General features: G+C 33.8%; 33 protein-coding genes. 31 read left to right on the top strand and 2 right to left on the bottom strand.

What is annotated here, in order from left to right; all coding sequences use genetic code 11:
- The first annotated feature begins 27 nt into the window (after positions 1 to 27).
- The 3 genes from DM444_RS04655 to DM444_RS04645 all read left to right on the top strand — a co-directional run bounded on the left by DM444_RS04655 (position 28) and on the right by DM444_RS04645 (position 2,309).
- Positions 28 to 792: an SDR family NAD(P)-dependent oxidoreductase gene (locus DM444_RS04655; RefSeq protein WP_111284473.1), complete on the top strand. Its 765-nt coding sequence runs from the start codon at positions 28 to 30 to the stop codon at positions 790 to 792.
- Positions 793 to 1,111: 319 nt separating this feature from the next.
- Entirely contained in the window at positions 1,112 to 1,969 is an 858-nt protein-coding gene (locus tag DM444_RS04650) for a fumarylacetoacetate hydrolase family protein (protein ID WP_111284471.1), read from the top strand.
- Positions 1,970 to 1,973: 4 nt separating this feature from the next.
- On the top strand, positions 1,974 to 2,309 hold the full coding sequence (locus DM444_RS04645) for an L-rhamnose mutarotase (RefSeq protein ID WP_111284469.1): 336 nt from the start codon (positions 1,974 to 1,976) through the stop codon (positions 2,307 to 2,309).
- Positions 2,310 to 2,328: 19 nt separating this feature from the next.
- Here the strand turns inward: DM444_RS04645 and DM444_RS04640 are convergent, their stop codons facing one another.
- Positions 2,329 to 3,579 (bottom strand): NAD(P)/FAD-dependent oxidoreductase, encoded by a 1,251-nt coding sequence (locus tag DM444_RS04640; protein WP_111284467.1) that lies wholly within the window; start codon positions 3,577 to 3,579, stop codon positions 2,329 to 2,331.
- Positions 3,580 to 3,681: 102 nt separating this feature from the next.
- On the opposite strand from DM444_RS04640, the gene DM444_RS04635 reads away from it, so the two are divergent.
- From DM444_RS04635 to DM444_RS04555, 17 genes are all read left to right on the top strand, one after another.
- The gene (locus DM444_RS04635; protein ID WP_111284465.1) at positions 3,682 to 5,202 is read left to right on the top strand and encodes an HAL/PAL/TAL family ammonia-lyase; all 1,521 of its coding nucleotides are present in this window, start codon (positions 3,682 to 3,684) and stop codon (positions 5,200 to 5,202) included.
- A 40-nt stretch (positions 5,203 to 5,242) separates the two neighbouring features.
- Positions 5,243 to 6,469, top strand: a complete 1,227-nt coding sequence (locus DM444_RS04630) for a WG repeat-containing protein (protein WP_111284463.1) — start codon at positions 5,243 to 5,245, stop codon at positions 6,467 to 6,469.
- A 95-nt stretch (positions 6,470 to 6,564) separates the two neighbouring features.
- The gene (gene fabG / locus DM444_RS04625) at positions 6,565 to 7,296 is read left to right on the top strand and encodes a 3-oxoacyl-ACP reductase FabG (RefSeq protein WP_111284461.1); all 732 of its coding nucleotides are present in this window, start codon (positions 6,565 to 6,567) and stop codon (positions 7,294 to 7,296) included.
- A gap of 176 nt (positions 7,297 to 7,472) precedes the next feature.
- Entirely contained in the window at positions 7,473 to 8,708 is a 1,236-nt protein-coding gene (locus DM444_RS04620; protein WP_111284459.1) for a beta-ketoacyl-[acyl-carrier-protein] synthase family protein, read from the top strand.
- Positions 8,701 to 8,955: an acyl carrier protein gene (locus tag DM444_RS04615; RefSeq protein WP_111284457.1), complete on the top strand. Its 255-nt coding sequence runs from the start codon at positions 8,701 to 8,703 to the stop codon at positions 8,953 to 8,955. Before DM444_RS04620 ends, DM444_RS04615 begins: the two co-directional genes overlap by 8 nt.
- A complete protein-coding gene (locus tag DM444_RS04610) occupies positions 8,956 to 9,837 on the top strand; it encodes an LpxL/LpxP family acyltransferase (protein ID WP_111284455.1) in 882 nt (293 codons plus the stop codon).
- A 267-nt stretch (positions 9,838 to 10,104) separates the two neighbouring features.
- Positions 10,105 to 11,007, top strand: a complete 903-nt coding sequence (locus tag DM444_RS04605; RefSeq protein ID WP_111284453.1) for an NADPH-dependent FMN reductase family protein — start codon at positions 10,105 to 10,107, stop codon at positions 11,005 to 11,007.
- A gap of 17 nt (positions 11,008 to 11,024) precedes the next feature.
- Complete coding sequence (locus DM444_RS04600) at positions 11,025 to 12,158, top strand: beta-ketoacyl-ACP synthase III (RefSeq protein WP_111284451.1); 1,134 nt, start codon at positions 11,025 to 11,027, stop codon at positions 12,156 to 12,158.
- Positions 12,158 to 12,586: a hypothetical protein gene (locus DM444_RS04595; RefSeq protein ID WP_111284449.1), complete on the top strand. Its 429-nt coding sequence runs from the start codon at positions 12,158 to 12,160 to the stop codon at positions 12,584 to 12,586. The genes DM444_RS04600 and DM444_RS04595 overlap by 1 nt, the downstream gene beginning before the upstream one ends.
- Before the next feature lie 9 nt (positions 12,587 to 12,595).
- A complete protein-coding gene (locus tag DM444_RS04590) occupies positions 12,596 to 13,066 on the top strand; it encodes an ABC transporter permease (RefSeq protein ID WP_111284447.1) in 471 nt (156 codons plus the stop codon).
- A gap of 28 nt (positions 13,067 to 13,094) precedes the next feature.
- Positions 13,095 to 13,499, top strand: a complete 405-nt coding sequence (locus DM444_RS04585; protein WP_111284445.1) for a hypothetical protein — start codon at positions 13,095 to 13,097, stop codon at positions 13,497 to 13,499.
- Positions 13,500 to 14,498: a BtrH N-terminal domain-containing protein gene (locus tag DM444_RS04580; protein ID WP_095930642.1), complete on the top strand. Its 999-nt coding sequence runs from the start codon at positions 13,500 to 13,502 to the stop codon at positions 14,496 to 14,498.
- A 64-nt stretch (positions 14,499 to 14,562) separates the two neighbouring features.
- Positions 14,563 to 15,261, top strand: coding sequence for an ABC transporter ATP-binding protein (locus DM444_RS04575; protein WP_162614918.1), 699 nt, complete (start codon positions 14,563 to 14,565; stop codon positions 15,259 to 15,261).
- Positions 15,251 to 16,534 (top strand): ABC transporter permease, encoded by a 1,284-nt coding sequence (locus DM444_RS04570; RefSeq protein ID WP_162614917.1) that lies wholly within the window; start codon positions 15,251 to 15,253, stop codon positions 16,532 to 16,534. The genes DM444_RS04575 and DM444_RS04570 overlap by 11 nt, the downstream gene beginning before the upstream one ends.
- Positions 16,509 to 16,958, top strand: a complete 450-nt coding sequence (locus DM444_RS04565) for an acyl-CoA thioesterase (RefSeq protein WP_111284441.1) — start codon at positions 16,509 to 16,511, stop codon at positions 16,956 to 16,958. The genes DM444_RS04570 and DM444_RS04565 overlap by 26 nt, the downstream gene beginning before the upstream one ends.
- Positions 16,959 to 17,060: 102 nt before the next feature.
- Positions 17,061 to 18,200 carry a beta-ketoacyl-[acyl-carrier-protein] synthase family protein gene (locus DM444_RS04560; protein ID WP_111284439.1) on the top strand — a complete coding sequence of 380 codons (1,140 nt, stop codon included), beginning with the start codon at positions 17,061 to 17,063 and terminating at the stop codon, positions 18,198 to 18,200.
- 3 nt (positions 18,201 to 18,203) lie between these two features.
- The gene (locus tag DM444_RS04555) at positions 18,204 to 18,785 is read left to right on the top strand and encodes a Fic/DOC family protein (protein WP_111284437.1); all 582 of its coding nucleotides are present in this window, start codon (positions 18,204 to 18,206) and stop codon (positions 18,783 to 18,785) included.
- Here DM444_RS04555 and DM444_RS04550 read toward each other — a convergent pair.
- Positions 18,756 to 18,941 carry a hypothetical protein gene (locus DM444_RS04550; protein ID WP_111284435.1) on the bottom strand — a complete coding sequence of 62 codons (186 nt, stop codon included), beginning with the start codon at positions 18,939 to 18,941 and terminating at the stop codon, positions 18,756 to 18,758. The genes DM444_RS04555 and DM444_RS04550 overlap by 30 nt on opposite strands.
- Positions 18,942 to 18,965: 24 nt before the next feature.
- Here DM444_RS04550 and DM444_RS04545 point away from each other — a divergent pair, with 24 nt between their 5' ends.
- The 11 genes from DM444_RS04545 (at position 18,966) to DM444_RS04495 (ending at position 26,350) form a co-directional block, all read left to right on the top strand.
- On the top strand, positions 18,966 to 19,583 hold the full coding sequence (locus tag DM444_RS04545) for a beta-ketoacyl-[acyl-carrier-protein] synthase family protein (RefSeq protein ID WP_111284433.1): 618 nt from the start codon (positions 18,966 to 18,968) through the stop codon (positions 19,581 to 19,583).
- Positions 19,584 to 19,585: 2 nt separating this feature from the next.
- Entirely contained in the window at positions 19,586 to 19,843 is a 258-nt protein-coding gene (locus tag DM444_RS04540; RefSeq protein ID WP_111284431.1) for a phosphopantetheine-binding protein, read from the top strand.
- A 138-nt stretch (positions 19,844 to 19,981) separates the two neighbouring features.
- Positions 19,982 to 21,181 carry a beta-ketoacyl-[acyl-carrier-protein] synthase family protein gene (locus tag DM444_RS04535; RefSeq protein WP_111284429.1) on the top strand — a complete coding sequence of 400 codons (1,200 nt, stop codon included), beginning with the start codon at positions 19,982 to 19,984 and terminating at the stop codon, positions 21,179 to 21,181.
- Entirely contained in the window at positions 21,181 to 22,242 is a 1,062-nt protein-coding gene (locus DM444_RS04530; protein WP_111284427.1) for a beta-ketoacyl synthase N-terminal-like domain-containing protein, read from the top strand. Before DM444_RS04535 ends, DM444_RS04530 begins: the two co-directional genes overlap by 1 nt.
- Positions 22,239 to 23,015, top strand: coding sequence for a polysaccharide deacetylase family protein (locus DM444_RS04525; RefSeq protein ID WP_111284425.1), 777 nt, complete (start codon positions 22,239 to 22,241; stop codon positions 23,013 to 23,015). Before DM444_RS04530 ends, DM444_RS04525 begins: the two co-directional genes overlap by 4 nt.
- Positions 23,005 to 23,637 carry an outer membrane lipoprotein carrier protein LolA gene (locus DM444_RS04520; protein WP_111284423.1) on the top strand — a complete coding sequence of 211 codons (633 nt, stop codon included), beginning with the start codon at positions 23,005 to 23,007 and terminating at the stop codon, positions 23,635 to 23,637. The genes DM444_RS04525 and DM444_RS04520 overlap by 11 nt, the downstream gene beginning before the upstream one ends.
- A complete protein-coding gene (locus DM444_RS04515; protein WP_111284421.1) occupies positions 23,603 to 24,238 on the top strand; it encodes a hypothetical protein in 636 nt (211 codons plus the stop codon). The genes DM444_RS04520 and DM444_RS04515 overlap by 35 nt, the downstream gene beginning before the upstream one ends.
- Positions 24,239 to 24,276: 38 nt before the next feature.
- Positions 24,277 to 24,867 carry a porin family protein gene (locus tag DM444_RS04510; RefSeq protein ID WP_111284419.1) on the top strand — a complete coding sequence of 197 codons (591 nt, stop codon included), beginning with the start codon at positions 24,277 to 24,279 and terminating at the stop codon, positions 24,865 to 24,867.
- A 6-nt stretch (positions 24,868 to 24,873) separates the two neighbouring features.
- Positions 24,874 to 25,485: an outer membrane beta-barrel protein gene (locus tag DM444_RS04505; protein ID WP_111284417.1), complete on the top strand. Its 612-nt coding sequence runs from the start codon at positions 24,874 to 24,876 to the stop codon at positions 25,483 to 25,485.
- Between the two features lie 5 nt (positions 25,486 to 25,490).
- On the top strand, positions 25,491 to 25,862 hold the full coding sequence (locus tag DM444_RS04500) for a 3-hydroxyacyl-ACP dehydratase (protein ID WP_111284415.1): 372 nt from the start codon (positions 25,491 to 25,493) through the stop codon (positions 25,860 to 25,862).
- Positions 25,863 to 25,864: 2 nt separating this feature from the next.
- The gene (locus tag DM444_RS04495) at positions 25,865 to 26,350 is read left to right on the top strand and encodes a hypothetical protein (RefSeq protein WP_111284413.1); all 486 of its coding nucleotides are present in this window, start codon (positions 25,865 to 25,867) and stop codon (positions 26,348 to 26,350) included.
- Positions 26,351 to 26,364 lie beyond the last annotated feature (14 nt).

Here is a 26,364-nt window from a genome sequence, read left to right as displayed (position 1 = left end):
AAAACAACTCATAAAAATTTATATCAAATGTTTTCATTACAAAATAAAAAAGCAATTATCACTGGAGGAGGAAGCGGAATTGGAAGAGCGATTTCGGTTTTATTTGCGAAACAAGGAGCTGAAGTTCATATTTTAGAATTGACTGAAGAAAGTGCAAAAGAAACGGTTGAAGAAATAAAATCAGCTGGAGGAATTGTTTTTGCTCATGCCTGCGACGTTTCAAACCACGAACAAGTAAATTCAACTTTCCAAAAAATCGGAAACATCAATATTTTGGTAAACAACGCTGGAATTGCTCACGTTGGAAAAGTAGACACGACTTCAGAATCTGATTTTGACAGAATTATGAATGTAAACGTAAAAGGAGTTTACAATTGCCTTCACGCTTCGATTCCCGCACTAAGAAATTCTGGCGGAGGTGTAATTTTGAACTTAGCTTCGATTGCCTGCTGGGTTGGAATTCCTGATCGTTTTGCTTATTCTACAGCAAAAGGAGCAGTTATGGCAATGACTTTATCGGTTGCGAAAGATTATTTACATGATAAAATCAGATGTAATTCTATTTCTCCTGCGAGAGTTCACACGCCTTTCGTAGACGGATTTATCGCTAAAAATTATCCTGGAAAAGAAGAAGAAATCTTCGAAAAATTATCTCAATCACAGCCAATCGGCCGTATGGGAAAACCAGAAGAAATCGCAACTTTAGCTTTATTCTTATGCAGCGACGAGTCGTCTTTCATCACAGGTTCAGATTACCCAATTGATGGTGGATTTATTAAATTGAACAACTAAAAAAGGAAATAGCCACGAATTCACGAATTTTTACAAATCATAATTCGTGAAATTTGCGGTTATTTTTATTTAGTACAGATTTCACAGATTTTTAAAATCATTTTAATTCGTGAATTCGTGGCTAAAAAAATAAAGCTACATATTAAAGGATTAAGCAAATTTTTATATTTTGTTTTTGTCCCCCTGAGCGAAGTCGAAGGGCGTTCCAATTGGATGTGGCTTCGACTTCGCTCAGCCTGACAAAACTGGATTTAAAAATCATTCTAATCCTTTTAATCTGTGGCAAAAAAACAAACACATTACTAAAAAAAATTAAAATATGAAACTTATTAGATTCGGAGAAGAAGGAAAGGAAAAACCAGGAGTTTTACTAAATGAAAAAAGATACGATGTTTCGTCTATCGTTACAGATTACAACGAAGCTTTTTTTGAAAATGACGGTTTAGCGAAATTAGAAGAAGCTTTAAAAAATAATCCATCTTTACCAGAAGTAAGTGATTCAGTTCGTTTAGGTTCGCCTGTTGCGCGTCCTTCAAAAATTATCTGCATCGGATTAAATTATGTAGATCACTGCGAAGAAACTGGTGCTGCAATTCCAGAAGAACCAATTATTTTCTTTAAATCAACAACTTCTTTATGCGGGCCAAATGATAATTTGATTATCCCAAAAAACAGCGAAAAAACAGACTGGGAAGTTGAACTAGCTTTTGTTGTAGGTAAAAAAGCAAGCTACGTTTCTGAAGAAGATGCACCAAATTATATTGCTGGATATTGTCTTTTGAATGATTACAGCGAAAGAGCTTTCCAAATCGAACGTGGCGGACAATGGGCAAAAGGAAAAGGTTCTGATACTTTCGCTCCTCTTGGACCAATTATGGCAACTCCAGATGAAGTGGGCGACGTAAACAATTTAAAAATGTGGCTTACTGTAAACGGAAAAACTTTCCAAAACAGTAATACTTCAAACTTGATTTTTAAAATTCCATTTTTAGTGCACTACTTAAGTCAGTTTATGACATTGCTTCCTGGCGATGTTATCAGTACTGGAACACCTCCAGGAGTTGGATTAGGAATCAAACCAGATCCAATTTACATTAAAGCGGGTGATGTAATCGAATTAGGAATTGAAGGTTTAGGTACAAGTAAACAAACAGCTGTAGCTTACCAACAAAAATAAAATTATGGCAACTCAAAAATTCTGTCTGGCTTTAGACCTAAAAGATGACGTAGAATTAATTGCAGAATACAAAAAACTGCATGAAAACATCTGGCCAGAAATTAAAAAAAGCATTCAAGATGCTGGAATTTTAGTTTTGGATATTTACTGCACAGGAAATAGACTTTTCATGATCATCGAAGGCGACGAGAATTTTTCTTTTGAGAAAAAAGACAAAGCCGACGCTGCAAATGAAAAAGTACAGGAATGGGAAACTTTAATGTGGAAATTCCAGCAAGCACTTCCTTGGGCAAAACCAGGACAAAAATGGATCTTAATGGATAAAATATTTGAATTGTAATTCATAAAAAAAGCCCTGATTATTCAGGGCTTTGTTCTTTTTGCATATTTAATAAATACGCCATATTCGCAATTACGTGATCATGTTTCTTGACAAACGAATTTTCTTCATTCCAGACATAACCTGCTAAAACAGCACATATTTTTTCTTTTACTTCAGGGTTTTCTGGCTGATGGAAAAATAAAGTCTGCAAATTTCCAGTATACCATTCTTGAACATAAGTCGTGAAAACAGCGATTCCGCGTTTCATATATTGGGTAAACTCCACTTCCCAATCAACAGGAATTCCTTGTGATTCTTTCAAATATAATTTTGCTGCCAACATTCCAGATTCGGTTGCAAAAGCTACACCTGAAGAGAAAACTGGATCTAAAAATTCAGAACTGTTTCCTGTTAAGGCAAAACCATCGCCATACATTCTTTTAACCGCTCTTGAATAGTTTTCTAATTTAACTGGCTCAAACAAAAATTCTGTTCCAGCAAATCTTTTAATATAATAATCCGATTTCTGAATGGCATTTTTCAGAGCTTCTGCATTGTCTTTGTTTTCAGAAAGCGAATTGATAAAATCCGTTGGTCCAACAACTCCTAAACTCGTATTTCCGTTAGAAAAAGGAATTACCCAAAGCCAAACTTCGGTTTCCAGAATATCAAAAGAAATCTGAGTTCCTTCTTCACCCTCTGGTCTATTAATATCTTTAACATGAGTAAAAATTGAAGAATGCGGATCTAATTTAGACGGCGTATCCAGATCTAAAAGTCTTGGAAGAACACGTCCGTATCCGCTTGAATCAATTATAAAATTGGCATGAATTTCTTTTAAATTCCCGTCTTTATCTTTTACAATAGTTTTTGATTTTTTTCCTTCAAAAGAAACTTCTAGAACTTCTGTTTCAAATTCTAAATCAATTCCTTTTCGCACAATTTCCTGCGCCATTGTGTTATCAAAATCAGCTCTTGGAACTTGCCAAGTCCAATCCCATCCTTCTCCAAATTTTTTACTGAAATCAAAAACACATATTTCTTCGCCTCTAATAAAACGAGCTCCCAATTTTTTCTCGAAATTCATTGCATCAAGAGCCTCAAACAATTCTGCTTCAGCAAAATGATCCATCACACGCGGAATAAGGCTTTCGCCCACTACAAGTCTCGGAAACTTTGTTTTCTCTACAACTTTTACCTTTACGTTGTTTTTAAAAAGATATGATGCCGAAACACATCCAGAAGGTCCCGCACCAATCACTAAAACATCAACAAACTCCTTTGTCATATTAGAATTATTATCATTTAATTAACCTACATTTGCCATCATCAAAATAACTACATTTATTTTGATAAATAAAATTAAATTAGCACAACCAAAATCGATTTAATGAATACAATAAATGAATATTTAAGTTTAGCAGAATTTGAAGCCATAATCTTTGGAAAAAGCAAAGTTGCCATAAGCGATGTGGTTTTAAATCGAGTAAACGAAAGTTTTAATTTCTTAAAAGAATTCTCAGGAAATAAAGTAATCTACGGCGTAAATACAGGATTTGGTCCAATGGCTCAATATAGAATTAAAGAGTCTGATCAAATTCAATTGCAATATAATTTAATTAGAAGCCACTCTTCTGGAACAGGAAAACCTTTAAATGCTGAGTGTGCAAAAGCAGCAATTTTAGCTCGATTAAATACACTTTCTTTAGGAAACTCAGGAGTTCATTCTTCCGTAATTCATTTAATGGCAGAATTAATCAATAGAGATATTACGCCTTTAATTTTTGAACACGGTGGTGTTGGTGCCAGCGGTGACTTAGTACAATTATCACACTTAGCTTTGGTCTTAATTGGCGAAGGCGAAGTTTTTTATAAAGGCGAAAGACGCGCAACTGCAGAAGTTTTCGAAATCGAAGGTTTAAAACCAATTCAGGTAGAAATTAGAGAAGGTTTGGCGTTAATCAACGGAACTTCTGTAATGACAGGAATTGGAGTTGTAAATGTTCATTATGCAAATAAATTATTAGACTGGTCATTAAAAGCTTCTTGTGCGATTAACGAATTAGTTCAAGCTTATGATGATCATTTTTCAGAAGAATTAAACCAAACAAAACGTCATAAAGGACAACAGGAAGTTGCTGAAAGAATGAGAAAAAACCTTTCTGACAGTACTTTAATTCGTAAAAGAGAAGACCATTTATATTCTGGCGAAAATACCGAAGAAATCTTCAAAGAAAAAGTTCAAGAATATTATTCATTAAGATGCGTTCCTCAAATTTTGGGGCCAGTTTTAGAAACCATAAACAATGTCGCTTCTATTTTGGAAGATGAATTTAACTCAGCAAACGACAACCCAATTATAGACGTAAAAAACAAACACGTTTACCACGGTGGAAATTTCCACGGAGATTATATTTCGTTAGAAATGGATAAACTGAAAATCGTTATTACCAAATTAACGATGCTTGCAGAACGTCAATTGAATTATTTATTGAATTCAAAAATCAACGAAATTCTTCCACCATTCGTAAACTTAGGAACGTTAGGATTTAATTTCGGAATGCAGGGCGTTCAGTTCGTAGCCACTTCAACAACTGCCGAAAACCAAATGTTATCTAACCCAATGTACGTTCATAGTATTCCAAACAACAATGACAATCAAGACATTGTAAGTATGGGAACAAATGCTGCGGTGATTACATCAAAAGTGATCGAAAACTCATTTGAAGTTTTAGCTATCGAATTAATTACAATTGTTCAGGCAATTGATTATTTGAAACAAAAAGATCAAATTTCGTCTACGACTAAAAAATGGTACGACGATATTCGAAACATAATTCCAGAATTTAAAGAAGATCAAGTAATGTATCCTTTCGTACAAAAAGTAAAAGATTATTTGATAAACAGTTAAAATTCTTTAATTTACAGTATTAATATTGAATCTTAAAATCATGAAAAAGTCACTTGTATTTTTATTGCTATGCTGCATTCAATTTGTTAATAGTCAAGAATTAGCATTAGTTAAAAAAAACTCCAAAATTGGATATCTTTCTAAAGATGGATCTTTTAAAATTGACCCTCAATTCAAATCTGCCAGAAGTTTTTCTGAAGGTTTAGCGGCTGTAGAAAACGGCGGAAAATGGGGATTTATAGATGCAAAAGGTACTTGGATAATTCCAGCCGATTTTAAAGATGCTAAAGATTTTAACAGCGGAATCGCAGTTGTACAAAAAGACAAAGACTGGGTTTATATTAATACAAAAGGAGAAATTCAAAAAGGACCAACTACTGACAAAGTGTTTGATTTTAATGATGGAGTTGCCTTCTTCAGACAAAACAATAAAGTGGGATTAATCAACAACAAAATGACTGTTGTTCTAGAACCAAAATACGATCAGATCAAACCTTTTGAAAATGGTTACGCCAGAGTTGAATTGAACAAAAACTGGGGAATTATTGATACTAACGGAAAAGAATTGGTTGAACCAGTTTATGCCGAAGTTGGAAATTATTTTAAAGGAACAACTTGGGCTAAAAAAAATAAAACTTTCGGATTGGTAAACGCTGGAAAATTTATTCCAATTGACGGTGCAGAAAAAATCTGGGATTTCGAAACTCAAGATTTAACATTTGCCAAAAAGAACGGAAAAATTGGATACATCGATTTGAAAGGAAATTGGGCAATTCTTCCTATTTATGATAAAGGGAAAGCGTTTTCAAAAAATTTAGCTCCAGTTTTAGTTGGAAAAAAATGGGGATTCATTAATCTGGAAGGAAAATTTGTTATTGAACCCACTTACAACGATGCAGAAGTTTTCAGTACAAACGGTCTAGCTCCAGTAAAAGAAAGCAACTGGGGATTTATCAATGAATCTGGAAAACTGGTAATTCCAACCCAATATGGCATCACAACAAATGCTATTATCGCAATGTTTACACAACAAGATAAAGGATTTATTGGTGGCGTTGCCCGAGTAAAAAACGAAGGAAAATGGGGATTTCTAAAACCAGACGGAACAGTTTTGGCCAACCAGTGGTTTGAAAATGCTGAACTATTCTCTAAAAGTACAGAAAAACCTCAGCCTGCTGCAGCTCCTGTTTCTGCCGAAAAACCAAAACAAGAAACTAAGCCAGCGACAAAACCAGCTGCAAAATCAGCATCGAAAAAAAAGAAATAATATTTATCTCCAAATAAATTAGAAATTTGCATAAATGAAATCGCATTCTATAAAGCGGTTTCATTTTATGACGAATAAAAATAAACCCTACATAAATGAAGTGTGTATTAGTAACAGGCGGTTCGAGAGGAATTGGAAGTGCGATTTGTAAAAAACTAGCCGTAGAATCCGATTATCATATTCTGATTAATTATCATTCGAATAAAACAGCTGCCGAAGAAACATTACAAGAAGTACAAAAATTAGGCGGAACAGGAGAAATCTTAGGTTTTGATGTTTCTAATTTTGAAAATGTACAAAATGTTTTAACTGCTTGGCAGGAAGCAAATCCTGAGAAATTGGTTGAAGCAATTGTAAACAATGCAGGAATCACTAAAGACGGTCTTTTTATGTGGATGACACCAGAAGACTGGAATGGCGTTATGAATACAAGTGTAAACGGTTTCTTTAATGTTACGCAGTTCTTTATTCAAAAAATGCTTCGCAATAAATACGGCCGAATCGTAAATATGGTTTCTGTTTCTGGAGTAAAAGGAACTGCAGGACAAACCAATTATTCGGCTGCAAAAGGTGCAATTGTTGCTGCAACCAAAGCTTTGGCTCAAGAAGTTGCAAAACGAAATATTACTGTAAATGCTGTCGCTCCAGGTTTCATTAGAACCGATATGACGAGCGAATTGGACGAAAAAGAATTATTAAAACTAATTCCGGTAAACCGTTTTGGCGAAGCCGAAGAAGTAGCAGATTTGGTAAGCTTTTTGATTTCTAAAAAAGCAAGCTATATTACAGGAGAAATTATCAACATAAATGGCGGAATATATTCTTAAAGAATACTATGTTTGCGAGATTATTTTAAAGATTTTTAAACATAGAAAATTGCTCACAAAGACACAGAGTCGCAAAGTTTAAGCAAAAAGACTTTAAAAAAACTTAGTGCCTTAGTGCCTTTGCTGCAAGATTAAAAAATTACACTTTAAGGATAAAAAATTACTTTTGAAAGACGATGAATAGAAGAGTTGTAATTACTGGAATGGGAATTTATTCTTGTATCGGAACTTCTTTAGACGAAGTAAAAGATTCGTTATACGAAGGAAAATCTGGTATTCAGTTTGATTCTGAACGTAAAGAATTTGGTTTTCAATCAGCCTTGACAGGAATGGTTCCGAAAGCTGATCTTAAAAATTTATTGACTAGAAGACAACGTATGAGCATCGGTGAAGAAACCGAGTATGCTTATATGGCTACTATAGAAGCACTTAAAAATGCCAACATCGACGATACTTTTTTTGACAATCACGAAGTAGGTATTATGTACGGAAACGACTCCGTTTCTAAAGCAATTATCGATGCAACAGATATTGTTCGCGAGAAAAAAGATACTGCTCTTATTGGTTCTGGCGCCATTTTTAAATCGATGAATTCTACGGTTACGATGAATCTTTCTACGATTTTTAAACTTCGCGGCATCAATCTTACTGTAAGTGCGGCTTGTGCCAGCGGATCGCACTCAATTGGTTTAGCATATTTTTTAATTAAAAGCGGTTTCCAAGATATTGTAATTACTGGCGGTGCCCAGGAAATTAATAAATATGCCATGAGCAGTTTTGATGGATTAGGTGTTTTTTCTAACCGAGAAGGCGATCCAACAAAAGCCTCAAGACCTTTTGATACTGGTCGTGACGGATTAATTCCGAGTGGCGGCGGAGCAACTTTAATTTTGGAAAGTTACGAATCTGCTATTGCTCGCGGTGCCAATATTATCGCTGAAGTTGGCGGTTACGGATTTTCATCAAACGGCGGACATATCTCTACACCAAACGTTGAAGGACCAGCAACAGCAATGAAACGTGCATTGGATGATGCAAAACTAAACGCTTCAGATATTGAATATATAAATGCCCATGCAACCTCAACTCCTGTTGGAGATGCCAACGAAGCCAAAGCTATTTTTGAAGTCTTTGGAGAAAAAAATCCACCTGTGAGTTCTACAAAATCAATGACAGGCCACGAATGCTGGATGGCTGGAGCCAGCGAAATCATTTATTCTATCTTAATGATGCAGAACGATTTCATCGCGCCAAACATCAATTTAGAAAATCCTGACGAAGACGCTTCAAAATTAAATTTAGTTAAAACTACGTTAAACAAAAAATTTGACATATTTTTGTCCAATTCTTTCGGTTTCGGAGGAACCAACTCTGCGTTGGTGGTTAAAAAGTTTAAATTGAACGATGAATAAAGAAGAGATTATAGCAAGAATAAATGGTTTTTTAGTTGATGAATTTGAAGTAGACAATGACGACATTGAACCAAATGCTAATTTAAAAGATACACTTGGGTTGGACAGTCTGGATTATGTTGATTTAGTCGTTTCAATAGAGTCAAACTTTGGTGTAAAACTAGTTGAAGCAGATTTTGTTGGAATTTCTGATTTTCAAAGCTTTTATGACTTAATCGAAACTAAAATCAAAGCCAAATCAGCTTAAATGAGTCAATGGGATGGTAAATCCAAAGGAACTGTTTTAGGTTATAGAATATTCGTTTTTTTAATTCAAAAAGCGGGTGTAAAAGCTGCTTATGTCTTGCTTTATTTTGTTGCTTCTTATTATTTTTTATTTTTAAGAAAAAGTAACAAAGCCATTTTCTATTATTTTAAAGAAAGGCTTCAATATTCCTATTTCAAATCCAAAAAAATGGTTTTCAAAAGTTACTATACTTTTGGACAGACCATCATTGACAAAGTTTCTATTTCGGCAGGAATGCGAAACAAATTTACCTATGAATTTGACGGAATAGAAACGCTTAAAAAGTTACTTGCCGAGAAAAAAGGCGGTGTATTAATTAGTGCGCATGTTGGTAATTTTGAAATTGCCGAACATTTCTTCGGAGAAATCGATCTTGATTTTCAAATTAATTTGGTTACAACAGATTTAGAGCATTCTGCTATTAAGAATTATCTCGAAAGTGTTTCTCAAAAACCAACCGTAAAATTTATTATCATCAAAGAAGATTTGTCTCATATTTTTGAGATCAATGCTGCTTTAGCCAATAACGAATTAATCTGCTTTACAGGCGATCGTTATTTTGAAGGAACAAAATCACTTTCTGAAAACTTTTTGGGCAAAGAAGCCAATTTCCCAGCTGGCCCATTTTTAATTGCTTCAAGATTAAAAGTTCCTGTGGTTTTTGTTTATGTAATGAAAGAACCAAATCTTCATTATCATTTGTACGCAAGAGAAGCCGAAGTCAAACATCGAGACGAAAAAGCGCTTTTGAAAGAATATGTAAAAAGCGTTGAAAGCATTTTGAATCGTTATCCATTACAATGGTTCAATTATTTTGATTTTTGGAACGATATAAAATCCTAGTTTTTTTACTGCGATATTTTTTTTTAGGCCACAAATTCACGAATTTTCACTAATTATTGGGCAGAATTTTTACTTCAAATTACACTAATTTTTACTAATTCGTTTTTCGTGAAATTATTACTATTTATAATTTAAGGAAAATCATTAATAACAGCAGTATTTAAATAATTCGTGAATTCGATGCTAATAAAAAAACCTTGGTCGAAATAAGAAAATTCGTTTAAATAAATTTACTTATTTTTGCTGACCACCAAAGCCAAAAACCTAATGAAAAATGTTCTCGTAATTTATTATACACAATCTGGACAGCTGGAATCTATTGCAAAAAATATTGCAAAACCATTCCTAAATTCAGACGAAATAAATCTCACATTTCACGAAATACAATTAGAAAAACCGTTTCCGTTTCCTTGGAATAAAGAGTCTTTTTTTGATGCTTTTCCAGAGTCATTTTTACAGATTCCGACTGCATTAAAACCTGTTCCTGAAGAAATTTTAAACACGAAGTTTGACTTAATATTATTTCATTATCAGGTTTGGTATTTATCGCCTTCTATTCCGATTAATTCATTTTTGAAAAGTGACGATGCCAAGAAAATTTTGAACAATACGCCTGTTATCACAATAAGCGGATCTAGAAATATGTGGATCATGGCTCAGGAAAAAATCAAAGTTTTATTGAGAAAAGCCAATGCCAATTTGGTTGGAAACGTAGCTTTGGTAGACCGCGTTGGAAATTTAATCAGCGTTATAACAATTGTAGAATGGATGTTTTCTGGAGTTAAGAAAAAATATTTAGGTATTTTTCCGCTTCCAGGAGTTTCAGAAAAAGACATACAAGAATCGAGTCAGTTTGGAGAAATCATGCTTGATTCATTACAGCAAAATAATTTAGCACAATTACAACCAAAATTAGTCAATGCTGGAGCTGTAAAAATAAGTTCGTATCTGGTAACTGTTGACAAAACGGCCAATAAAATTTTTAATAAATGGTCAAATATCATTTATAAAAATCAAAAAAACCGAAAACAGCTGCTTAAGGTATTTAATGTTTATTTATTCCTTGCAATATGGTTAATCTCACCAATAGTGTATATATTGCACCTTATTACCTATCCGCTTAAGTTAAAATCTATAAAAAAGGAAACTCAATATTATCAGGGAGTTTAGAAGACGAAATTTAAATTATGTTTGAAGTATATATTACAAAAGCTGCAAAATATTTGCCAAACGAAGCCGTTTCAAATGACGAAATGGAAGCCTACTTGGGCCTTATCAATGATACTGCTTCTAAAGCAAGACGCATTATTTTGCGCAACAATAAAATTACAAGCCGATATTACGCTGTTGACAAAGAAGGAAAAAGCACTCACAGCAATGCCGAATTAACTAAAAATGCCATTTTACCGTTATTCGACGAAAATTTTACGCCTCAAGATTTAGAAGTACTTTCATGTGGAACCTCGACTCCAGACATATTTCTGCCTTCGCACGCTGCAATGGTTCATGGTCTGCTAAAAAATAAATCGGTAGAATTAAACTCTTCAACAGGAGTTTGCTGTGCCGGAATGAACTCCCTTAAATTTGGTTTTCTTTCCGTACGTTCTGGAAATTCAAAAAACGCAATCTGCACAGGATCAGAAAAAGTTTCTACTTGGCTGAATGCCCAAAAATACAATCACGAGGCCGATAATTTAAAAAGCCTTGAAGAACAGCCAATTATTGCTTTCAAAAAAGATTTCCTTCGTTGGATGCTATCTGACGGTGCGGGAGCTTTTCTTTTAGAAAACAAACCAAGAGGACCAATTTCGCTAAAAATTGAATGGATGGAAGCTTTTTCGTATGCCTACGAATTAGAAACCTGCATGTATGCTGGAGGTGATAAATTGGAAAATGGAGAAATTAAAGGTTGGAGCGATTATTCGCCAGAACAATGGCTAAACGAATCTGTTTTTTCAATAAAACAAGACGTTAAATTATTAGACGAATTTATCCTGTCAAAAGGTGCTCAAAGCATGAAAGACGCCATGGATAAAAACAATATTAAATCGGAAGATGTTACTTATTTCATTCCTCACGTTTCTTCAAACTTTTTTGTTGAAGGATTGAAAAAAGGATTAAACGAAAAAGGTATCGGAATGAGCGATGACAAATGGTTCATGAATCTTTCTAGAGTAGGAAATGTTGGCTCTGCCTCTATTTACCTAGCTCTTGAAGAATTGATGAGTTCAGGGAATTTGAAAAAAGGAGATAAAATTTTATTATCTGTTCCAGAAAGCGGAAGATTCTCTTTTGCGTATGCCTATTTAACGGTTTGTTAATGGAAACAATGCTTTTAGAAAAAAAAATGATCGAAAATTTACTGCCTCAAAAGTTCCCTTTTGTGATGGTAGACGCTATGCATTCTTATTCCGAAACTTCGTTAGTTTCGGGTTTAAAAATTCAGCACGAAAATATTTTTGTATCAAATGATGTTTTTCTTGAAGCAGGATTAATAGAACATATGGCACAATCTGTGGCATTGCATACTGGATATCAATATTTTTTGAAAAACGAAATTGCTCCAACGGGCTATATTGGTTCTATTAAAGAAATTGATATTAAGAAACTTCCGAAGCTTAACGATACTATTCAAACTGAAGTAACGATTCTACAGGAATTTGCAGGAATTACTTTAGTGGATATTGTTACGACTTTAAATAACGAAGAAATTGCCAGAGGACAAATGAAAACCGTTTTGGCAAAATAAAAGCAATCGATGAAAACTACTTCTGCTGTTGACATACAAAATTATTTACCACACCGAGCACCGATGCTTATGGTGGATTTGATTTTGGATATTGATGCCAACTTTGTAGAAACCATATTTTTGATAAAAGAAGACAATGTTTTTATTCAGAACAATGTTTTTATAGAAGCAGGATTAATCGAAAATACGGCACAGACTTGTTCTGCAATTGTTGGAAAAAAATACTTTTTTGACGACAACGGAATCGAGAATGAAAACGTAAATGTAATTGGATTTATCAGCGCTTTAAAAAGTGTCAAAATTCATGCTTTGCCAAAAGTTGGCGACACCATTATAACTAAAGCCGATTTGGTTTCTAAATTTACTGGAGACGATTATACTTTATGCACAATGAAATGCAAAAGCTTAGTAGAAGACCAGATTCTCTTAGAATGCGAAATTAATTTGTTCATTCAGAAAACAATTTCCGTTTCGCAATAATTTCACTTGAAAATAATAAAACTAGGTAATGGAAAAAGATCAAGTACCTCAGGATCAAAGCAACTTAACTAAGAACAATGTAAAAGAGCTTTTGTATGCAACTGATGAAAACGGCAATTATACCACAACATTAAGTACCGGCTGGGAACCTAAAACAATAGCCCTTTCAAATTCTATTGATGAAATAAACGAGCGCATTGCCGATGCCAAACAACAGGTTTTAAACGGCGAAATAAGTCCGATTGTGTATTTTATGGAAGTCAATAAAATGGATCTTAACATATTATCCAGTTATGTCGGTTTTTGGAAATGGCGCGTAAAAAGACATTTTAAACCAAGTGTTTTTGCCAAACTAAAAGATAAAATACTGAAAAAATATGCTGATACTTTTGGAGTATCAGTCGAAGAATTAAAAAACAGCATTACCAAATAAATGGAATTAACTTTCACACATCATCAGTCTGCTCATTGCGAGAATGGAGTAGCGTCAAATCTGCTAAAAAACAGCGGACTAAACATTAGCGAACCGATGGTTTTTGGTATTGGCTCAGGATTATTCTTTGTTTATCTGCCTTTTATAAAAGTGAATCATGCACCAGCAATTAGTTATAGAACTTTGCCTGGACAGATTTTCAATAAAGTGGCGACCCGTTTAAATTTAAAAATAAAAAGACAAAAATTTTCCTCTATTTCAAGTGCCAATAAAGCTTTAGACGAAAATTTAAAAAATAATATTCCAACAGGATTACAAGTTGGCGTTTACAATTTAAGTTATTTCCCAGATGAATATCGTTTTCATTTCAACGCACACAATTTAGTCGTTTATGGAAAAACCGAAACCGAGTATTTAGTGAGCGATCCTGTTATGGAAACCGTTACGACTTTAACTTACGAAGACATGAATAAAGTACGTTTTGCGAAAGGAGCTTTTGCGCCTCGCGGACAAATGTACTATCCGATTCAGATTCCAAAAGAAGTCGATTTAAAAAGCGCCATCATTAAAGGAATCAAAAATACGTGTCGAGATATGCTCGCGCCAATGCCAATTGTTGGTGTTCGCGGTATCAAAATGGTTTCTCGCCAGATTCGTAAATGGCCTAAAAAACATGGAGTCAGAAAAGCCAATCATTATTTGGCACAAATGGTTCGCATGCAGGAAGAAATTGGAACTGGTGGCGGTGGTTTCCGTTTTATTTATGCGGCATTTTTACAGGAAGCGTCAGTTATTTTAGCTAACGAAGAACTGAAAGAACTTTCTAAAGAAATGACTCAAATTGGAGACTCATGGCGTGATTTTGCTGTTGAAGCTTCACGCATTTATAAAAATAGAAGCGCCAAAGAAGATGCCTACAACACTATTGCCGATGAACTTTTGGACATTGCCAATAGAGAAGAAATCTTTTTCAAAAAACTAAAAAAAGCGATCAGCTAAAAACACTATTTTGCAGTCTATCATTCAAATAGAATCCCTTTCGAAAAAGTACAAAAATGCAGAAATGTATTCTTTGAACAACGTTTCGCTAAATATAAATGAAGGCCAGATTTTTGGCTTGCTTGGTCCAAACGGCGCTGGAAAAACCACTTTGATTTCCATGCTCTGCGGATTGGTAAAACCAACTTCGGGGCATTTTACGATTGATAGTTTAGACTATCAGCATCATGCTTCAAAAATTAAAAAAATCATAGGCGTTGTTCCACAAGAATATGCTTTGTATCCAACTTTGACAGCAAGAGAAAATCTGCTTTATTTTGGAAGTATGTACGGTTTAAAAGGTTCTGATTTAAAAGATAAAGTAATCGAAACTCTAGATCTTTTAGGTTTATTGAAATTTGCCGACAAACAAGTTCAGACTTTTTCTGGTGGAATGAAACGCCGTGTAAATCTGATTGCTGGAATTCTTCATAATCCGAAAGTTTTGTTTTTGGATGAACCAACAGTTGGTGTCGATGTACATTCTAAAACTGCCATTATTGATTATCTGAAAGTGTTAAACCAAAACGGAACAACCATTATTTATACTTCGCATCATTTGGCCGAAGCCGAAGATTTTTGTTCTCAAATTGCCATTTTAGATCAAGGACAGATTTACGCACAAGCACCTCCGTCGGCATTGATTGAATCTACAAAAGATGCTCGAAATCTCGAAGATGTTTTTATTTCATTAACTGGTAAAGCGTTGAGAGATGATATATAAAATTTGGATGTCGGTAGTAAAAGAATTCCTTTTGCTAAAAAGAGATTTAGGCGGATTGATTATTTTATTTATCATGCCTTTGGTTTTGGTAATTGCCGTAACCTTAATTCAGGACAGCACTTTTAAAGCCGTAACCGATTCTAAACTTCAGATTCTTTTGGTCGATAAAGACCACGGATCTGTTTCTAAAACCGTTTTTGAAAATTTAGAAAAAAGCAAATATTTTACCGTTGTAACCCAAATTGACAATAAACCGATTACCGAAGAAATTGCCAAAGAAAATGTGTACAAAGGAAAATTTCAATTGGCAATTGTAATTCCAGAAAACCTAAGTTCTGATTTGCAGGAAAAAGTAAATCAGAATGTAGAGAAAATTGTGAGCAATTTAGGCTTGACTGACAGCACTTCAGCTGCCGAACCTCAGCGCGTTATTAAAGAAAAAGAAGTAAAACTGTATTTCGATCCAGCGGTTCAGATGAGTTTCAAAAATGCCGTTATGAGTTCAATAGACAAAATGATTTCGCAGATTGAAACCAAATCGATTTACAGCACTTTTCAAAAACAGTTAGGAGAAGAAACAATCGATTTTGAACAAAAGAACTTTATTACTTTCAAAGAAATAATTCCGAGAATCAACAACAAAGAAGTTCGTCCAAATTCAGTTCAGCATAACGTTCCGGCGTGGACGCTTTTTGCTATCTTTTTTATTGTCATTCCATTATCTATTAATATTGTAAAAGAAAAATCGCAAGGAACTTTTGTTCGATTAAGAACCAATCCTGTTTCTAATTTAGTGGTGATTATTGGAAAGACTATCACCTACTCGATCATCTGTATGATTCAGTTTTACATGATGGTTGCCGTTGCCGTATTCTTATTCCCGTCCATCGGATTGCCTTCTTTAAACATCGAAGGTCATTTCTTGCTAACAAGTGTTGTCGCATTATTTTCAGGTTTTGCAGCCATAGGATTCGGAATTTTATTAGGAACTGTAGCCAGCACACAAGAACAATCGGCTCCGTTTGGTGCGACAAGTGTAATCATTTTAGCAGCAATTGGCGGTGTTTGGGTTCCTGTTTTTGCCATGCCGAAAATCATGCAATATATCGCAAAATCATCTCCAATGAACTGGGGATTAGAGGCTTTTTACGATGTATTGCTTAGAAACGTTTCTTTCGTCGAAATCATACCAAGAATAAGTTTATTATTTTTGTTTTTCATTATTACCACTTCCATCGCATTATTTTATGATAAAAAGAAAAGAGCAGTTTAAAGAAGCTACAGATCTAACCGTTTCGCACGAAATTAGGATTCGTTTTAACGAAACAGATCCGCTTGGAATTGTTTGGCACGGCAATTATATCACGTACTTCGAAGATGGGCGAGAAGCCTTTGGACGTCAGCACGGACTTACTTATCTAGATATTGCCAAAACGGGTTATACCACGCCAATTGTAAAATCGACTTGCGAACATAAATTGTCTTTGCGTTATGGAGATGTGGTAACAATAGAAACAACTGTTGTAGATACTCCAGCAGCCAAAATGATTTACCGTTTTAAAATTATTGATGATAAAGGAGAAGTGGCCTGCACAGGCGAAACAACTCAGGTTTTTTTAGATGCAGCAGGAAATTTAATGCTGACCAATCCTCCTTTTTATGAAGAATGGAAAAAGAAAGTTGGGTTGTTGAAATAAAGTTTTTTAGCCACGAATTCACGAATTAGAAAAAATTAAAATCGGAATCTGCTCAATCTGCCAAATCTGCGAGCAAAAATTTCACGAAATTAGAATCATAAAATGTTAAAAGAAATATATATTAACGAAACGAACTGTATCACGCCTTTAGGTTTTGATGTTGAATCAAATGTTGAAGCCATTCTTCGTGGCGATTCTGGAATTCAGCTTCATAATAATATTTCTTTGATACCGAATCCGTTTTATGCTTCGATTATTTCTGATGAAAAAATAAACAGTGCTTTTTCAAAAATCAGCACTGAGACAAAATATTCCCGTTTAGAGAAAATGATGATTTTGGCTTTAGAGCCAATTATCAAAAATTCAAACATCGAATTAAATTCAAAAACGGCTTTTATACTTTCTACCACAAAAGGAAATGTAACCGCTTTGGCAAATGATTCAGAAGAAAGTTTCAACAACGCACATTTAGATGTTTTAGCTAAAAACGTTGCCGATTTCTTCAAGTTTCAAACACAACCCATTGTAGTTTCAAATGCGTGCGTTTCTGGAATTTTGGCTGTTTCAGTTGCCAAAAGAATGATTCAGTCTGAACTTTACGACAACATTTTTGTAGTGGCTGGCGACGAGGTTTCAGAATTTGTTTTGTCTGGTTTTAATGCTTTCCAAGCGATGAGCGAACTGCCTTGCAAACCCTATTCTAAAAACAGAACTGGAGTAAGTTTAGGCGAAGCGACAGCAGCCGTTTTAGTTTCGGCGGAAGCTAAAAATGCTAAAATAAAAGTTATTGGAGACAGTTCGATAAACGATGCCAATCATATTTCTGGACCTTCAAGAACAGGTGAAGGTTTGTTTAGAAGCATTCAGAATGCCTTAAAAGAAGCACAAATTGAAGCTAACAAATTAGATTATATTTCAGCCCACGGAACTGCAACTCCTTACAACGACGAAATGGAAGCGATTGCGTTAACTCGTTTAGATTTACAAAATGTTCCAGTAAATAGTTTAAAAGGATTTTACGGTCATACACTTGGCGCTTCGGGATTATTGGAAACGGTAATTGCAATAGAATCTGCTAATCAAAATAAACTTTTTGAATCCAAAGGTTTTGATGAAATTGGAGTAAGTGAAGCTATCAATGTGATTGAGAAAAATGAAGAAAAGAAAATTGATTATTTCCTGAAAACGGCTTCTGGATTTGGAGGTTGTAATACGGCTGTGGTTTTTGAAAAGATAAAATGAAAAATGGAAAATCAAACTAATTGGACACCTTTTCCTGACGATAATTTACTTGGTTTGACTGACAAAAATCAAATCAACGAAGTTGAAGCGTCTGGAATTGCGAAAGCGGAACTTTTTACTTTTGAACTAGAAACTGATGTTGAGATTTCAACATCACTTGTTTTGGAAATTCATAAAATTGCATTTGAACAACTTTACGATTGGGCTGGAAAATGGAGAACGACTGAAGTTTCGGTGGGACAATTAATCCCACCTAAACCCTCCTTTGTTTTACATGCAATGTATCAATTTTTAGACAATTTAAATTTTAAAATTTCCATTTCAAAAACTTTAGAAGATCATATTGAGTGCTTAGTTTATGCACATTATGAATTTATAAAAATTCATCCGTTCAATAATGGAAATGGAAGAACCGGAAGAATTTTAATGAATCTTATTGCGTTAAAGTTTGGATACCAGCCTTTAGAATTATATCACAGGGAAGGTGAAAGCAGAAAATTTTATATTAGCGCAATGAAAGCTGCTGACAATGGGGATTATAAATTATTAAATCAACTAATTAGTGAAGAATTGATTTCCTTTTAATTCTTTTTCCTTTAAAATGGCATCAACAATTTTAACAACCTTGCTTTTAGAAACTTGTTGGTCTTCTAAAGACATTGTAGAGAATACAGTATCAGCAAGAACTTTTGATAAAAAGCTCTTGTTTTTTAATTGCGGATATTTTTCGTAGAATTTCATAACTTGACAAAGTTACAAAAACAAATGACTCAAAACAAAACCTACATACAATCCTATATCACAATTCAAAACAACAAAATTGTTTTGAACGGAAATTCTGTATTCAAAATTGAACCAACCGATTTTGCTGATTTTTCTAAACAAGCGTATCGTAATTTTGAAATGCAATATCCAAAGTTTTTCAAAATGGATGCTTTAAGTAAACTTGCTTTTTTAGGATCAGAATTGCTTTTGAGTCCGATAACCTCAACAGAGCAAGAAAATAATATCGCTTTGGTTTTGGCCAATAAATCGTCGAGTTTGGATACCGATGTAAAATATCAGGAATCTATTTCAGACAAAGAAAACTATTTTCCGAGTCCAGCGGTTTTTGTTTATACGCTGCCAAATATTTGTTTGGGCGAAATAAGTATCCGTCATCAGCTGAAAAGTGAAAATTCTTTCTTTATATTTGATGCCTTTAACACCGAATTTATGTCCAATTATTCGAATATTCTTCTGAATACGAATAAAGCAGATGTGGTTTTGTGCGGTTGGGTAGAATATTTTAACGACAATTATAAAGCTTTTTTATGTACAATTAGTACAGAAGAAAATGCAAAATATACAAACGAGACTATCAATACATTATACAATAAATAATCATGGAAGCATTAAAAGAAGAATTAAAAAATAAAATCATAACAACTTTAAACCTTGAAGATATCACAATTGAAGACATTGCTGATAACGATCCTTTGTTTGGAGACGGTTTAGGTTTAGACTCGATTGATGCACTTGAATTGATCGTGATTTTAGATAAAGATTACGGAATTAAATTAGTAGATCCGAAAGAAGGAAAATCTATTTTCCAATCTATCGAAACTATGGCGACGTACATTAGCGCAAATAGAACTAAATAGATTTCAGATTTTAGACTTTAGATTTTAGATTCCATCCTGAATCTAAAATTTTAAATGTTTAAAAATCCGTCAACTTTGTCAAAGTTTCAAACTTTGACAAAGTTCTAAGAATCTACAATCATAAATCTAAAATCTAAAATGGCAAGAGGTGTTGCAATAACGGGAATGGGAATTATCTCTGCGATTGGTAATTCGGTTGAGGAAAATTATATTTCCTTGATTGAAAACAAAATCGGTGTTTCTCGTATTCAAAATATTTCGACTGTTCATGCAGATGTTATCAAAGTTGGCGAAATCAAAAAAACCAACGAAGATCTTGTTGATGAACTGAAATTAAATGAGGATAATAATTTTTCCAGAACCGCAATGATTGGCACTTTGGCAGCAAAACAAGCTGTTGAAAATGCTGGCATTACCGATATAAATGAATTTAGAACGGGACTTATTTCGGCTACAAGTGTAGGCGGAATGGACATGACGGAAAGACATTATTACGATTATTTCGAAAAACCAGAATTGACCAAGTACATTACTTGCCACGATGGCGGAGATGTTGCCGAAAAAATTGCTGAAGAATTAGGTTTAAAAGGAATGGTAACAACTATAAGCACTGCTTGTTCGTCTGCTGCCAATTCGATTATGTTGGGTGCGAGATTAATTAAAACTGGGAAACTGGATCGCGTAATTGTGGGCGGAGCCGATGCTTTGGCAAAATTCACCATCAACGGATTTAAGACTTTGATGATTTTATCTGACGATTACAACAAACCTTTTGACAATACCAGAAAAGGATTAAATCTTGGAGAAGCTGCCGCATTTTTAGTTTTAGAATCGGATGAAATTGTAGAAAAGCAAAACAAAAAAGTGCTGGCAAGAGTTTCTGGTTACGGAAATGCCAACGACGCTTTTCATCAAACCGCTTCTTCAGAAAACGGAGACGGCGCTTATTTGGCCATGAAAAAAGCGTTTGAAGTTTCAGGTTTAAAACCTTCTGAAATTGATTACATCAACGTGCACGGAACAGCAACGCCAAATAACGATTTATCTGAAGGAAGAGCTTTACTTCGAATTTATGAAAATGAAAAAGTTCCAGATTTCAGTTCTACAAAACCTTTTACGGGACATACATTAGCGGCTGCGGCTGCGATTGAAGCTGTTTATAGTGTTTTGGCAATTCAGAATAATGTGGTTTACCCCAATTTGAATTTTGAAGTTCCGATGGAAGAATTCGATTTGAAACCTCAGACATCCTTAAAAAATAAAAATATCGAGCACGTTTTATCCAACTCTTTTGGTTTTGGAGGAAATTGTTCAACCCTTATATTTTCAAAAAGCTAATGACGAAGACATATATAAATGGAGTAGGCTGTATTTCGACTCAAAAAACATTTGATACTGTTTTTTTAGAAGAAGCTGTTGTAAATCATGAAGAAAATGTACTGGCAATTGTTCCGCCAGTATACAAAGAATATATTTCGCCTGCTGCAAGCCGAAGAATGGCAAAAGGTGTAAAAAACGGAATCGTAGCTTCGGCTTTGGCCATGAAAGATGCCAATATTGAAAAAGTCGATGCCATTATCACAGGAACGGGTTTAGGCTGTATTGAAGATTCTGAAAAATTCCTGAAAAGTATTTTAGATAATAACGAAGAGTTTTTAACTCCGACTTCTTTTATTCAATCTACACACAATACGGTTGGAGCGCAGATTGCACTTTTACAGCAATGTAAAGGTTATAATTTTACGTATGTAAATGGTGCTGTTTCTTTTGAATCGGCTCTTATTGATGCTAAAATGCAGATTGAAGAAGCTGAAGCCAATTCAATTTTAGTGGGCGGTGTTGACGAAAATGGCGATTATACTACTTCGCTTTTTAAATTAAACGGTCGCATTAAAGCAGACAATTCTGCTCCGTACGATGTTTTAAATTCTTCAACAAGCGGAGCGGTTTATGGCGAAGGTGCCAGTTTTTTTGTTTTAGAAAATGAAAGAAAAGAAAACACTTATGCCGAACTTATAGATGTTTCTATTGTAAATACTCTGGAAGAAAATGAAGTTGAAGCAGCAATTATTTCGTTCTTAAAATCAAATAACTTAGAAATTTCAGATGTTGATGCTCTTGTTTTAGGTTTTGACGGAAATGTCGATTTTGAGAATTATTATAGAAATCTTGCTGAAAATACATTTGCTCAAACTCCTGTTTTATACTACAAACATTTGAGCGGAGAATATGATACAGCTTCGGCTTTTGCTTTTTGGATGGCTGCTAAAATTTTGAAAACTCAGGAAATTCCTGAAATTACAAAAGTAAATGCTGTCGAAAAATCAAGCTACAAAACGATTTTACTATACAACCAATTAAACGGAAAAAACCATAGTTTTACGCTGCTGTCAAAATGATAACGCATAAAAACATATCGCTGTTTTTTATCTTTTTATTGCTTTTATTGTTTCTTCTGAATCTGTATAACGCAATTCATTTTCTGTGGTTTGTGGTTATAATTCTACTTTGGATTGGAATAAATGCTTTTGGTTCTGCACGAATTTCTTCCAATTATCATGTAAAAGCGTTTTGCAGTAATCCGTTAGAAACAGAAAAAAAAATTGCGCTTACTTTTGATGACGGCCCAAGTATTTACACTTTGGAAGTTTTGGAACTTCTGAAAAAATACAATGCCAAAGCGACCTTTTTCTGTATTGGAAAAAACATCGAAACGCATCCTGAAATTCTTCAAAAAGTGATTGATGAAGGGCACTTGGTTGGAAATCATTCCTATTCTCATTCTAAATTTTTTGATTTTTATAATGCTGAAAAAATAACCGAGGAACTTCAGAAAACAGATGCGCTTCTGGAGAAATTCACTTCCAAAAAAATAAACTTCTTTCGTCCGCCTTATGGAGTCACAACTCCTTCGATAAGAAGAGCTTTAAAGGTAACCGGACATAAAACAATTGGCTGGAATATTCGTTCTCTTGATGGAGGAACCACAAATCAAGAATTAATTTTCAATCGGTTAATTAAGCATATTTCTCCCGGTGGAATCGTACTTTTGCATGATACAGGCAAACATTCGGTTTTGGTACTGGAACAGTTTTTGCAATTTTTACAGCAAAATAATTATCAAGTCATTTCGATCGAAGAACTTTTGAATCTTAAAGCTTATGCAAACTAAAATATATCTTTTCTTATTTTTAATTATCAGCGGTTTCCATTTATCGGCGCAGGAACAAAAAATGACCGATGCCGAAATTGCTTCTTTTAAACAAGACGTAAATGTGGTGGCGAAAAAAATCAAAACCTTAAGTACCGATTTTGTTCAGTACAAACATTTAGATTTTTTATCGAAGGACATTGAAACTTCAGGAAAAATGGTTTTTAAAGAACCTTCTTTACTTCAATGGCAATATAAAAAACCATACAATTACAGCATCACTTTCAAAAACGGAAAAATCCTGATTAACGATGAAGGAAAGAAAAGCGCTGTTGATATTGGAAACAGTAAAATCTTTGCCCGAATTAATAAATTGATCGTGGGAAGTGTGAGCGGAAATATGTTTGATGATAAAGAATTTACCATTTCGTATTTTAAATTGAAAGGTCAGAATCTGGCGAAATTTATTCCGAAAGATGCGACGCTGAAAAAATACATCAAACAAATTGAACTGACTTTTGATAAAGAAGAAGCAACAGTTGTTCAGGTAAAATTATTAGAATCATCTGAAGATTATACCCGAATTGTACTTAAAAATAAAGTGATCAATGCAAAAATCGACGATTCAGTTTTTACTAATTAATTGCTTTCTGGCAATTGTTTTAATTTCTTGTGGCTCGGTCACAAAAAATTATACGCCTAAAAAATTAGACAAAACGTCTTATACCGTTCCGTATTTTTCAGACTCAAAAACCGATTATGTTTATAAAACTAATATCAGTGTTTACGGAAACGAATTGTCTGGAATTTTCATTGCCAAGAAAATAAACGACAGCACACATAGAGTCGTTTTTACAACTGAATTTGGAAATAAATTAATGGATTTTGAAATCTCAGAAACCGATTTTAAAGTTAATTCTATTGTTTCAGAATTAGATCGAAAAATATTAATCAATACTTTAAAAGAGGATTTCAGATTGCTTTTAAAGAAAGAATATCAGATTCAGGAACAATTTGAAAACGAATCAGATGACATATATAAATCGGCAGATGGCAAACGCGATAATTATATTTTTATCTCCAAAAAAGATCAGAAATTAGAAAAGATCGTTCATTCATCTAAAACAAAAGAAAAATTTACACTGCTTTTCAGTTCAGAAAACAATATTTTTGCTGAGAAGATTCAAATAATTCATCAAAATATAAAGCTGAAAATCGATTTACAACAGCTGAAATCAGAATAAAAAAATTAAACTAATCATAAACTTTAAATCAATTTGAAATGAGAAAATATATTGTAATTGCATTTGTTTTATTGATCGGAATAGGATCAAGTAATGCACAAGTAAAAGCTAGTCCAGGTCTTAGAGGCGGTTTGAATATATCAACATTAACCAATATTGATGATAATAGTTCTAAAACTGATTTCTATATTGGTGGATTGGTAAATATTAAATTTAATAAATTTTTCTCGGTTCAGCCAGAGATAAATTATTCAAGACAAGGTGATGAAGGAAGATATTTTGAAGACGGCCGTTATTATACTGAAAAGTATGAGTTGAATTATATAACACTGGGAGCTGTTGCAAAATTTAACTTTGGCGGTGGAGGTTTTCATCTATTGGCTGGCCCTTCTTTAGATTTAAAAGTTAGTGATAATTATATAAATACAAAACCCGAAGATTTTGATCTTTCATTTGTTGGAGGTGTTGGTTATACTTTGCCAAATGGTTTAACTTTTGAAGCTCGACTTAAACAAGGATTAATTGATATTTATGGCTATGATGGAATTGACGATGGTTATTATTATGATCAAGTAATTTTAAATCAGGTTTTCCAACTTGGTATTAGCTATACATTCAAAACAAAATAAAAAAGTATGAGTAGAAAAATTCTATTTTTTATTGCTGTTTTTTTTACGTTTTTAAGCATACAAGCCCAAGTAACTGCAAAGCCAGGTTTTAGAGCTGGATTTAGTTTTTCTACCATTTCTGAAATGCACGCCGATTATAAAACCGATTTTTATGCCGGAGGTTTTACAGAAATTAAAATAACGAAAGTTTACGCGCTTCAGCCAGAAATTAATTACAGCAGGCAAGGTTCTAATAATGTTGCGCGAAATTATTATGACGAAAATACACAGACGAATAAAGTCGAGTATTTAGATCTTGATATAAATTATTTGTCGCTTTCTGTTATGAATAAGTTTACTTTACCAGTAGGAATTCAATTTCAAGCAGGACCGACATTAGATATTTTATTGAATGATAATCTCGCCGTTAGAAAAGCACAAAATGATCTTGGTTTAGTTTTAGGAGTTGCTTATGCCCTGCCTTCAGGTTTGACATTTGAAGCACGATTCAAAAAAGGACTACTTGATATTTTAAGCAGCGATTATTATCAAAATGATTCTAATAACTATTATTTATTTGGCGATTATAACACAAATATTAATTTTCAGTTAGGGGTTTCCTATTCATTTGGAAAATAAAAAATATGATTTTACAAGATTTTTATAAAATACTATCAGAAGAAAAAATATCTGATTCGAAATATACAATTACAATTTTAGTCAACGAAAAACATGAGGTTTTTAAAGGACATTTTCCTGGAAATCCAATTATGCCTGGCGTTTGTATGATTCAGATTATCAAAGAACTGACAGAATCAATTACGAAAAGTTCGCTGATGATTCAGTCTTTGGCAAATGTAAAATTCATGGCGCTGATTAATCCAGAAGTTACTCCGGAACTGCGATTGGAATTGGATGTTACAACAACTGAAGACGGTTTGGTAAAAGTGAAAAACACGACTTACTTTAACGACACTACTGCTCTTAAATTGAGCACAGTGTACAAAAAAATATAATTATGAAACTGTTACTGACATTACTTTTATGGGTTAGTTTTGCTGGCACGCCAGATTTGGCTTCGATCCGCAAAATGTATTCTGATGTAGCAAAATCAGAAAGCAATGCCAAAGAGTTTGTAGCCAAACTTTCTGGAGTTTCAAATAATGATGATAAAATTTTAGTGGCTTATAAAGCGGCTTCTATTTTATTGGATTCTAAATTTGAAAAAAAATTAAGCCAGAAAATGGATCGTTTTAAAGAAGGTGCAAAATTGCTTGAAGCAACAATAAAAAGTGATCCAAGTAATATTGAAATGCGAATGATCAGACTGAGTGTTCAGGAAGATGTTCCGGGCATTACAGGCTATAAGAAAAACATTAAAGAAGATAAAAAATTCATAACAACGTATTATGCTGCGCAAGGTGCGGCTTTGAAAGATTATCTTAAAGACTTTGTTTTACAATCTAAAAGTTTCTCTGAAAAAGAGAAACAATTCGTGAAGTAAGCTCAAAAAACACC

It is taken from the genome of Flavobacterium ginsenosidimutans (assembly GCF_003254625.1).
Classification (GTDB): domain Bacteria; phylum Bacteroidota; class Bacteroidia; order Flavobacteriales; family Flavobacteriaceae; genus Flavobacterium; species Flavobacterium ginsenosidimutans.
The sequence above is the reverse complement of the archived record's forward strand: the minus strand, read 5'-3'. Positions and strand labels throughout refer to the sequence as shown.

Coding starts and splice junctions, on each gene's coding strand:
- DM444_RS04655 (WP_111284473.1), top strand. CDS start 28: ATGTTTTCATTACAAAATAAAAAAGCAATTATCACTGGAGGAGGAAGC.
- DM444_RS04650 (WP_111284471.1), top strand. CDS start 1,112: ATGAAACTTATTAGATTCGGAGAAGAAGGAAAGGAAAAACCAGGAGTT.
- DM444_RS04645 (WP_111284469.1), top strand. CDS start 1,974: ATGGCAACTCAAAAATTCTGTCTGGCTTTAGACCTAAAAGATGACGTA.
- DM444_RS04640 (WP_111284467.1), bottom strand. CDS start 3,579: ATGACAAAGGAGTTTGTTGATGTTTTAGTGATTGGTGCGGGACCTTCT.
- DM444_RS04635 (WP_111284465.1), top strand. CDS start 3,682: ATGAATACAATAAATGAATATTTAAGTTTAGCAGAATTTGAAGCCATA.
- DM444_RS04630 (WP_111284463.1), top strand. CDS start 5,243: ATGAAAAAGTCACTTGTATTTTTATTGCTATGCTGCATTCAATTTGTT.
- fabG (WP_111284461.1), top strand. CDS start 6,565: ATGAAGTGTGTATTAGTAACAGGCGGTTCGAGAGGAATTGGAAGTGCG.
- DM444_RS04620 (WP_111284459.1), top strand. CDS start 7,473: ATGAATAGAAGAGTTGTAATTACTGGAATGGGAATTTATTCTTGTATC.
- DM444_RS04615 (WP_111284457.1), top strand. CDS start 8,701: ATGAATAAAGAAGAGATTATAGCAAGAATAAATGGTTTTTTAGTTGAT.
- DM444_RS04610 (WP_111284455.1), top strand. CDS start 8,956: ATGAGTCAATGGGATGGTAAATCCAAAGGAACTGTTTTAGGTTATAGA.
- DM444_RS04605 (WP_111284453.1), top strand. CDS start 10,105: ATGAAAAATGTTCTCGTAATTTATTATACACAATCTGGACAGCTGGAA.
- DM444_RS04600 (WP_111284451.1), top strand. CDS start 11,025: ATGTTTGAAGTATATATTACAAAAGCTGCAAAATATTTGCCAAACGAA.
- DM444_RS04595 (WP_111284449.1), top strand. CDS start 12,158: ATGGAAACAATGCTTTTAGAAAAAAAAATGATCGAAAATTTACTGCCT.
- DM444_RS04590 (WP_111284447.1), top strand. CDS start 12,596: ATGAAAACTACTTCTGCTGTTGACATACAAAATTATTTACCACACCGA.
- DM444_RS04585 (WP_111284445.1), top strand. CDS start 13,095: ATGGAAAAAGATCAAGTACCTCAGGATCAAAGCAACTTAACTAAGAAC.
- DM444_RS04580 (WP_095930642.1), top strand. CDS start 13,500: ATGGAATTAACTTTCACACATCATCAGTCTGCTCATTGCGAGAATGGA.
- DM444_RS04575 (WP_162614918.1), top strand. CDS start 14,563: ATGTATTCTTTGAACAACGTTTCGCTAAATATAAATGAAGGCCAGATT.
- DM444_RS04570 (WP_162614917.1), top strand. CDS start 15,251: ATGATATATAAAATTTGGATGTCGGTAGTAAAAGAATTCCTTTTGCTA.
- DM444_RS04565 (WP_111284441.1), top strand. CDS start 16,509: ATGATAAAAAGAAAAGAGCAGTTTAAAGAAGCTACAGATCTAACCGTT.
- DM444_RS04560 (WP_111284439.1), top strand. CDS start 17,061: ATGTTAAAAGAAATATATATTAACGAAACGAACTGTATCACGCCTTTA.
- DM444_RS04555 (WP_111284437.1), top strand. CDS start 18,204: ATGGAAAATCAAACTAATTGGACACCTTTTCCTGACGATAATTTACTT.
- DM444_RS04550 (WP_111284435.1), bottom strand. CDS start 18,941: ATGAAATTCTACGAAAAATATCCGCAATTAAAAAACAAGAGCTTTTTA.
- DM444_RS04545 (WP_111284433.1), top strand. CDS start 18,966: ATGACTCAAAACAAAACCTACATACAATCCTATATCACAATTCAAAAC.
- DM444_RS04540 (WP_111284431.1), top strand. CDS start 19,586: ATGGAAGCATTAAAAGAAGAATTAAAAAATAAAATCATAACAACTTTA.
- DM444_RS04535 (WP_111284429.1), top strand. CDS start 19,982: ATGGCAAGAGGTGTTGCAATAACGGGAATGGGAATTATCTCTGCGATT.
- DM444_RS04530 (WP_111284427.1), top strand. CDS start 21,181: ATGACGAAGACATATATAAATGGAGTAGGCTGTATTTCGACTCAAAAA.
- DM444_RS04525 (WP_111284425.1), top strand. CDS start 22,239: ATGATAACGCATAAAAACATATCGCTGTTTTTTATCTTTTTATTGCTT.
- DM444_RS04520 (WP_111284423.1), top strand. CDS start 23,005: ATGCAAACTAAAATATATCTTTTCTTATTTTTAATTATCAGCGGTTTC.
- DM444_RS04515 (WP_111284421.1), top strand. CDS start 23,603: ATGCAAAAATCGACGATTCAGTTTTTACTAATTAATTGCTTTCTGGCA.
- DM444_RS04510 (WP_111284419.1), top strand. CDS start 24,277: ATGAGAAAATATATTGTAATTGCATTTGTTTTATTGATCGGAATAGGA.
- DM444_RS04505 (WP_111284417.1), top strand. CDS start 24,874: ATGAGTAGAAAAATTCTATTTTTTATTGCTGTTTTTTTTACGTTTTTA.
- DM444_RS04500 (WP_111284415.1), top strand. CDS start 25,491: ATGATTTTACAAGATTTTTATAAAATACTATCAGAAGAAAAAATATCT.
- DM444_RS04495 (WP_111284413.1), top strand. CDS start 25,865: ATGAAACTGTTACTGACATTACTTTTATGGGTTAGTTTTGCTGGCACG.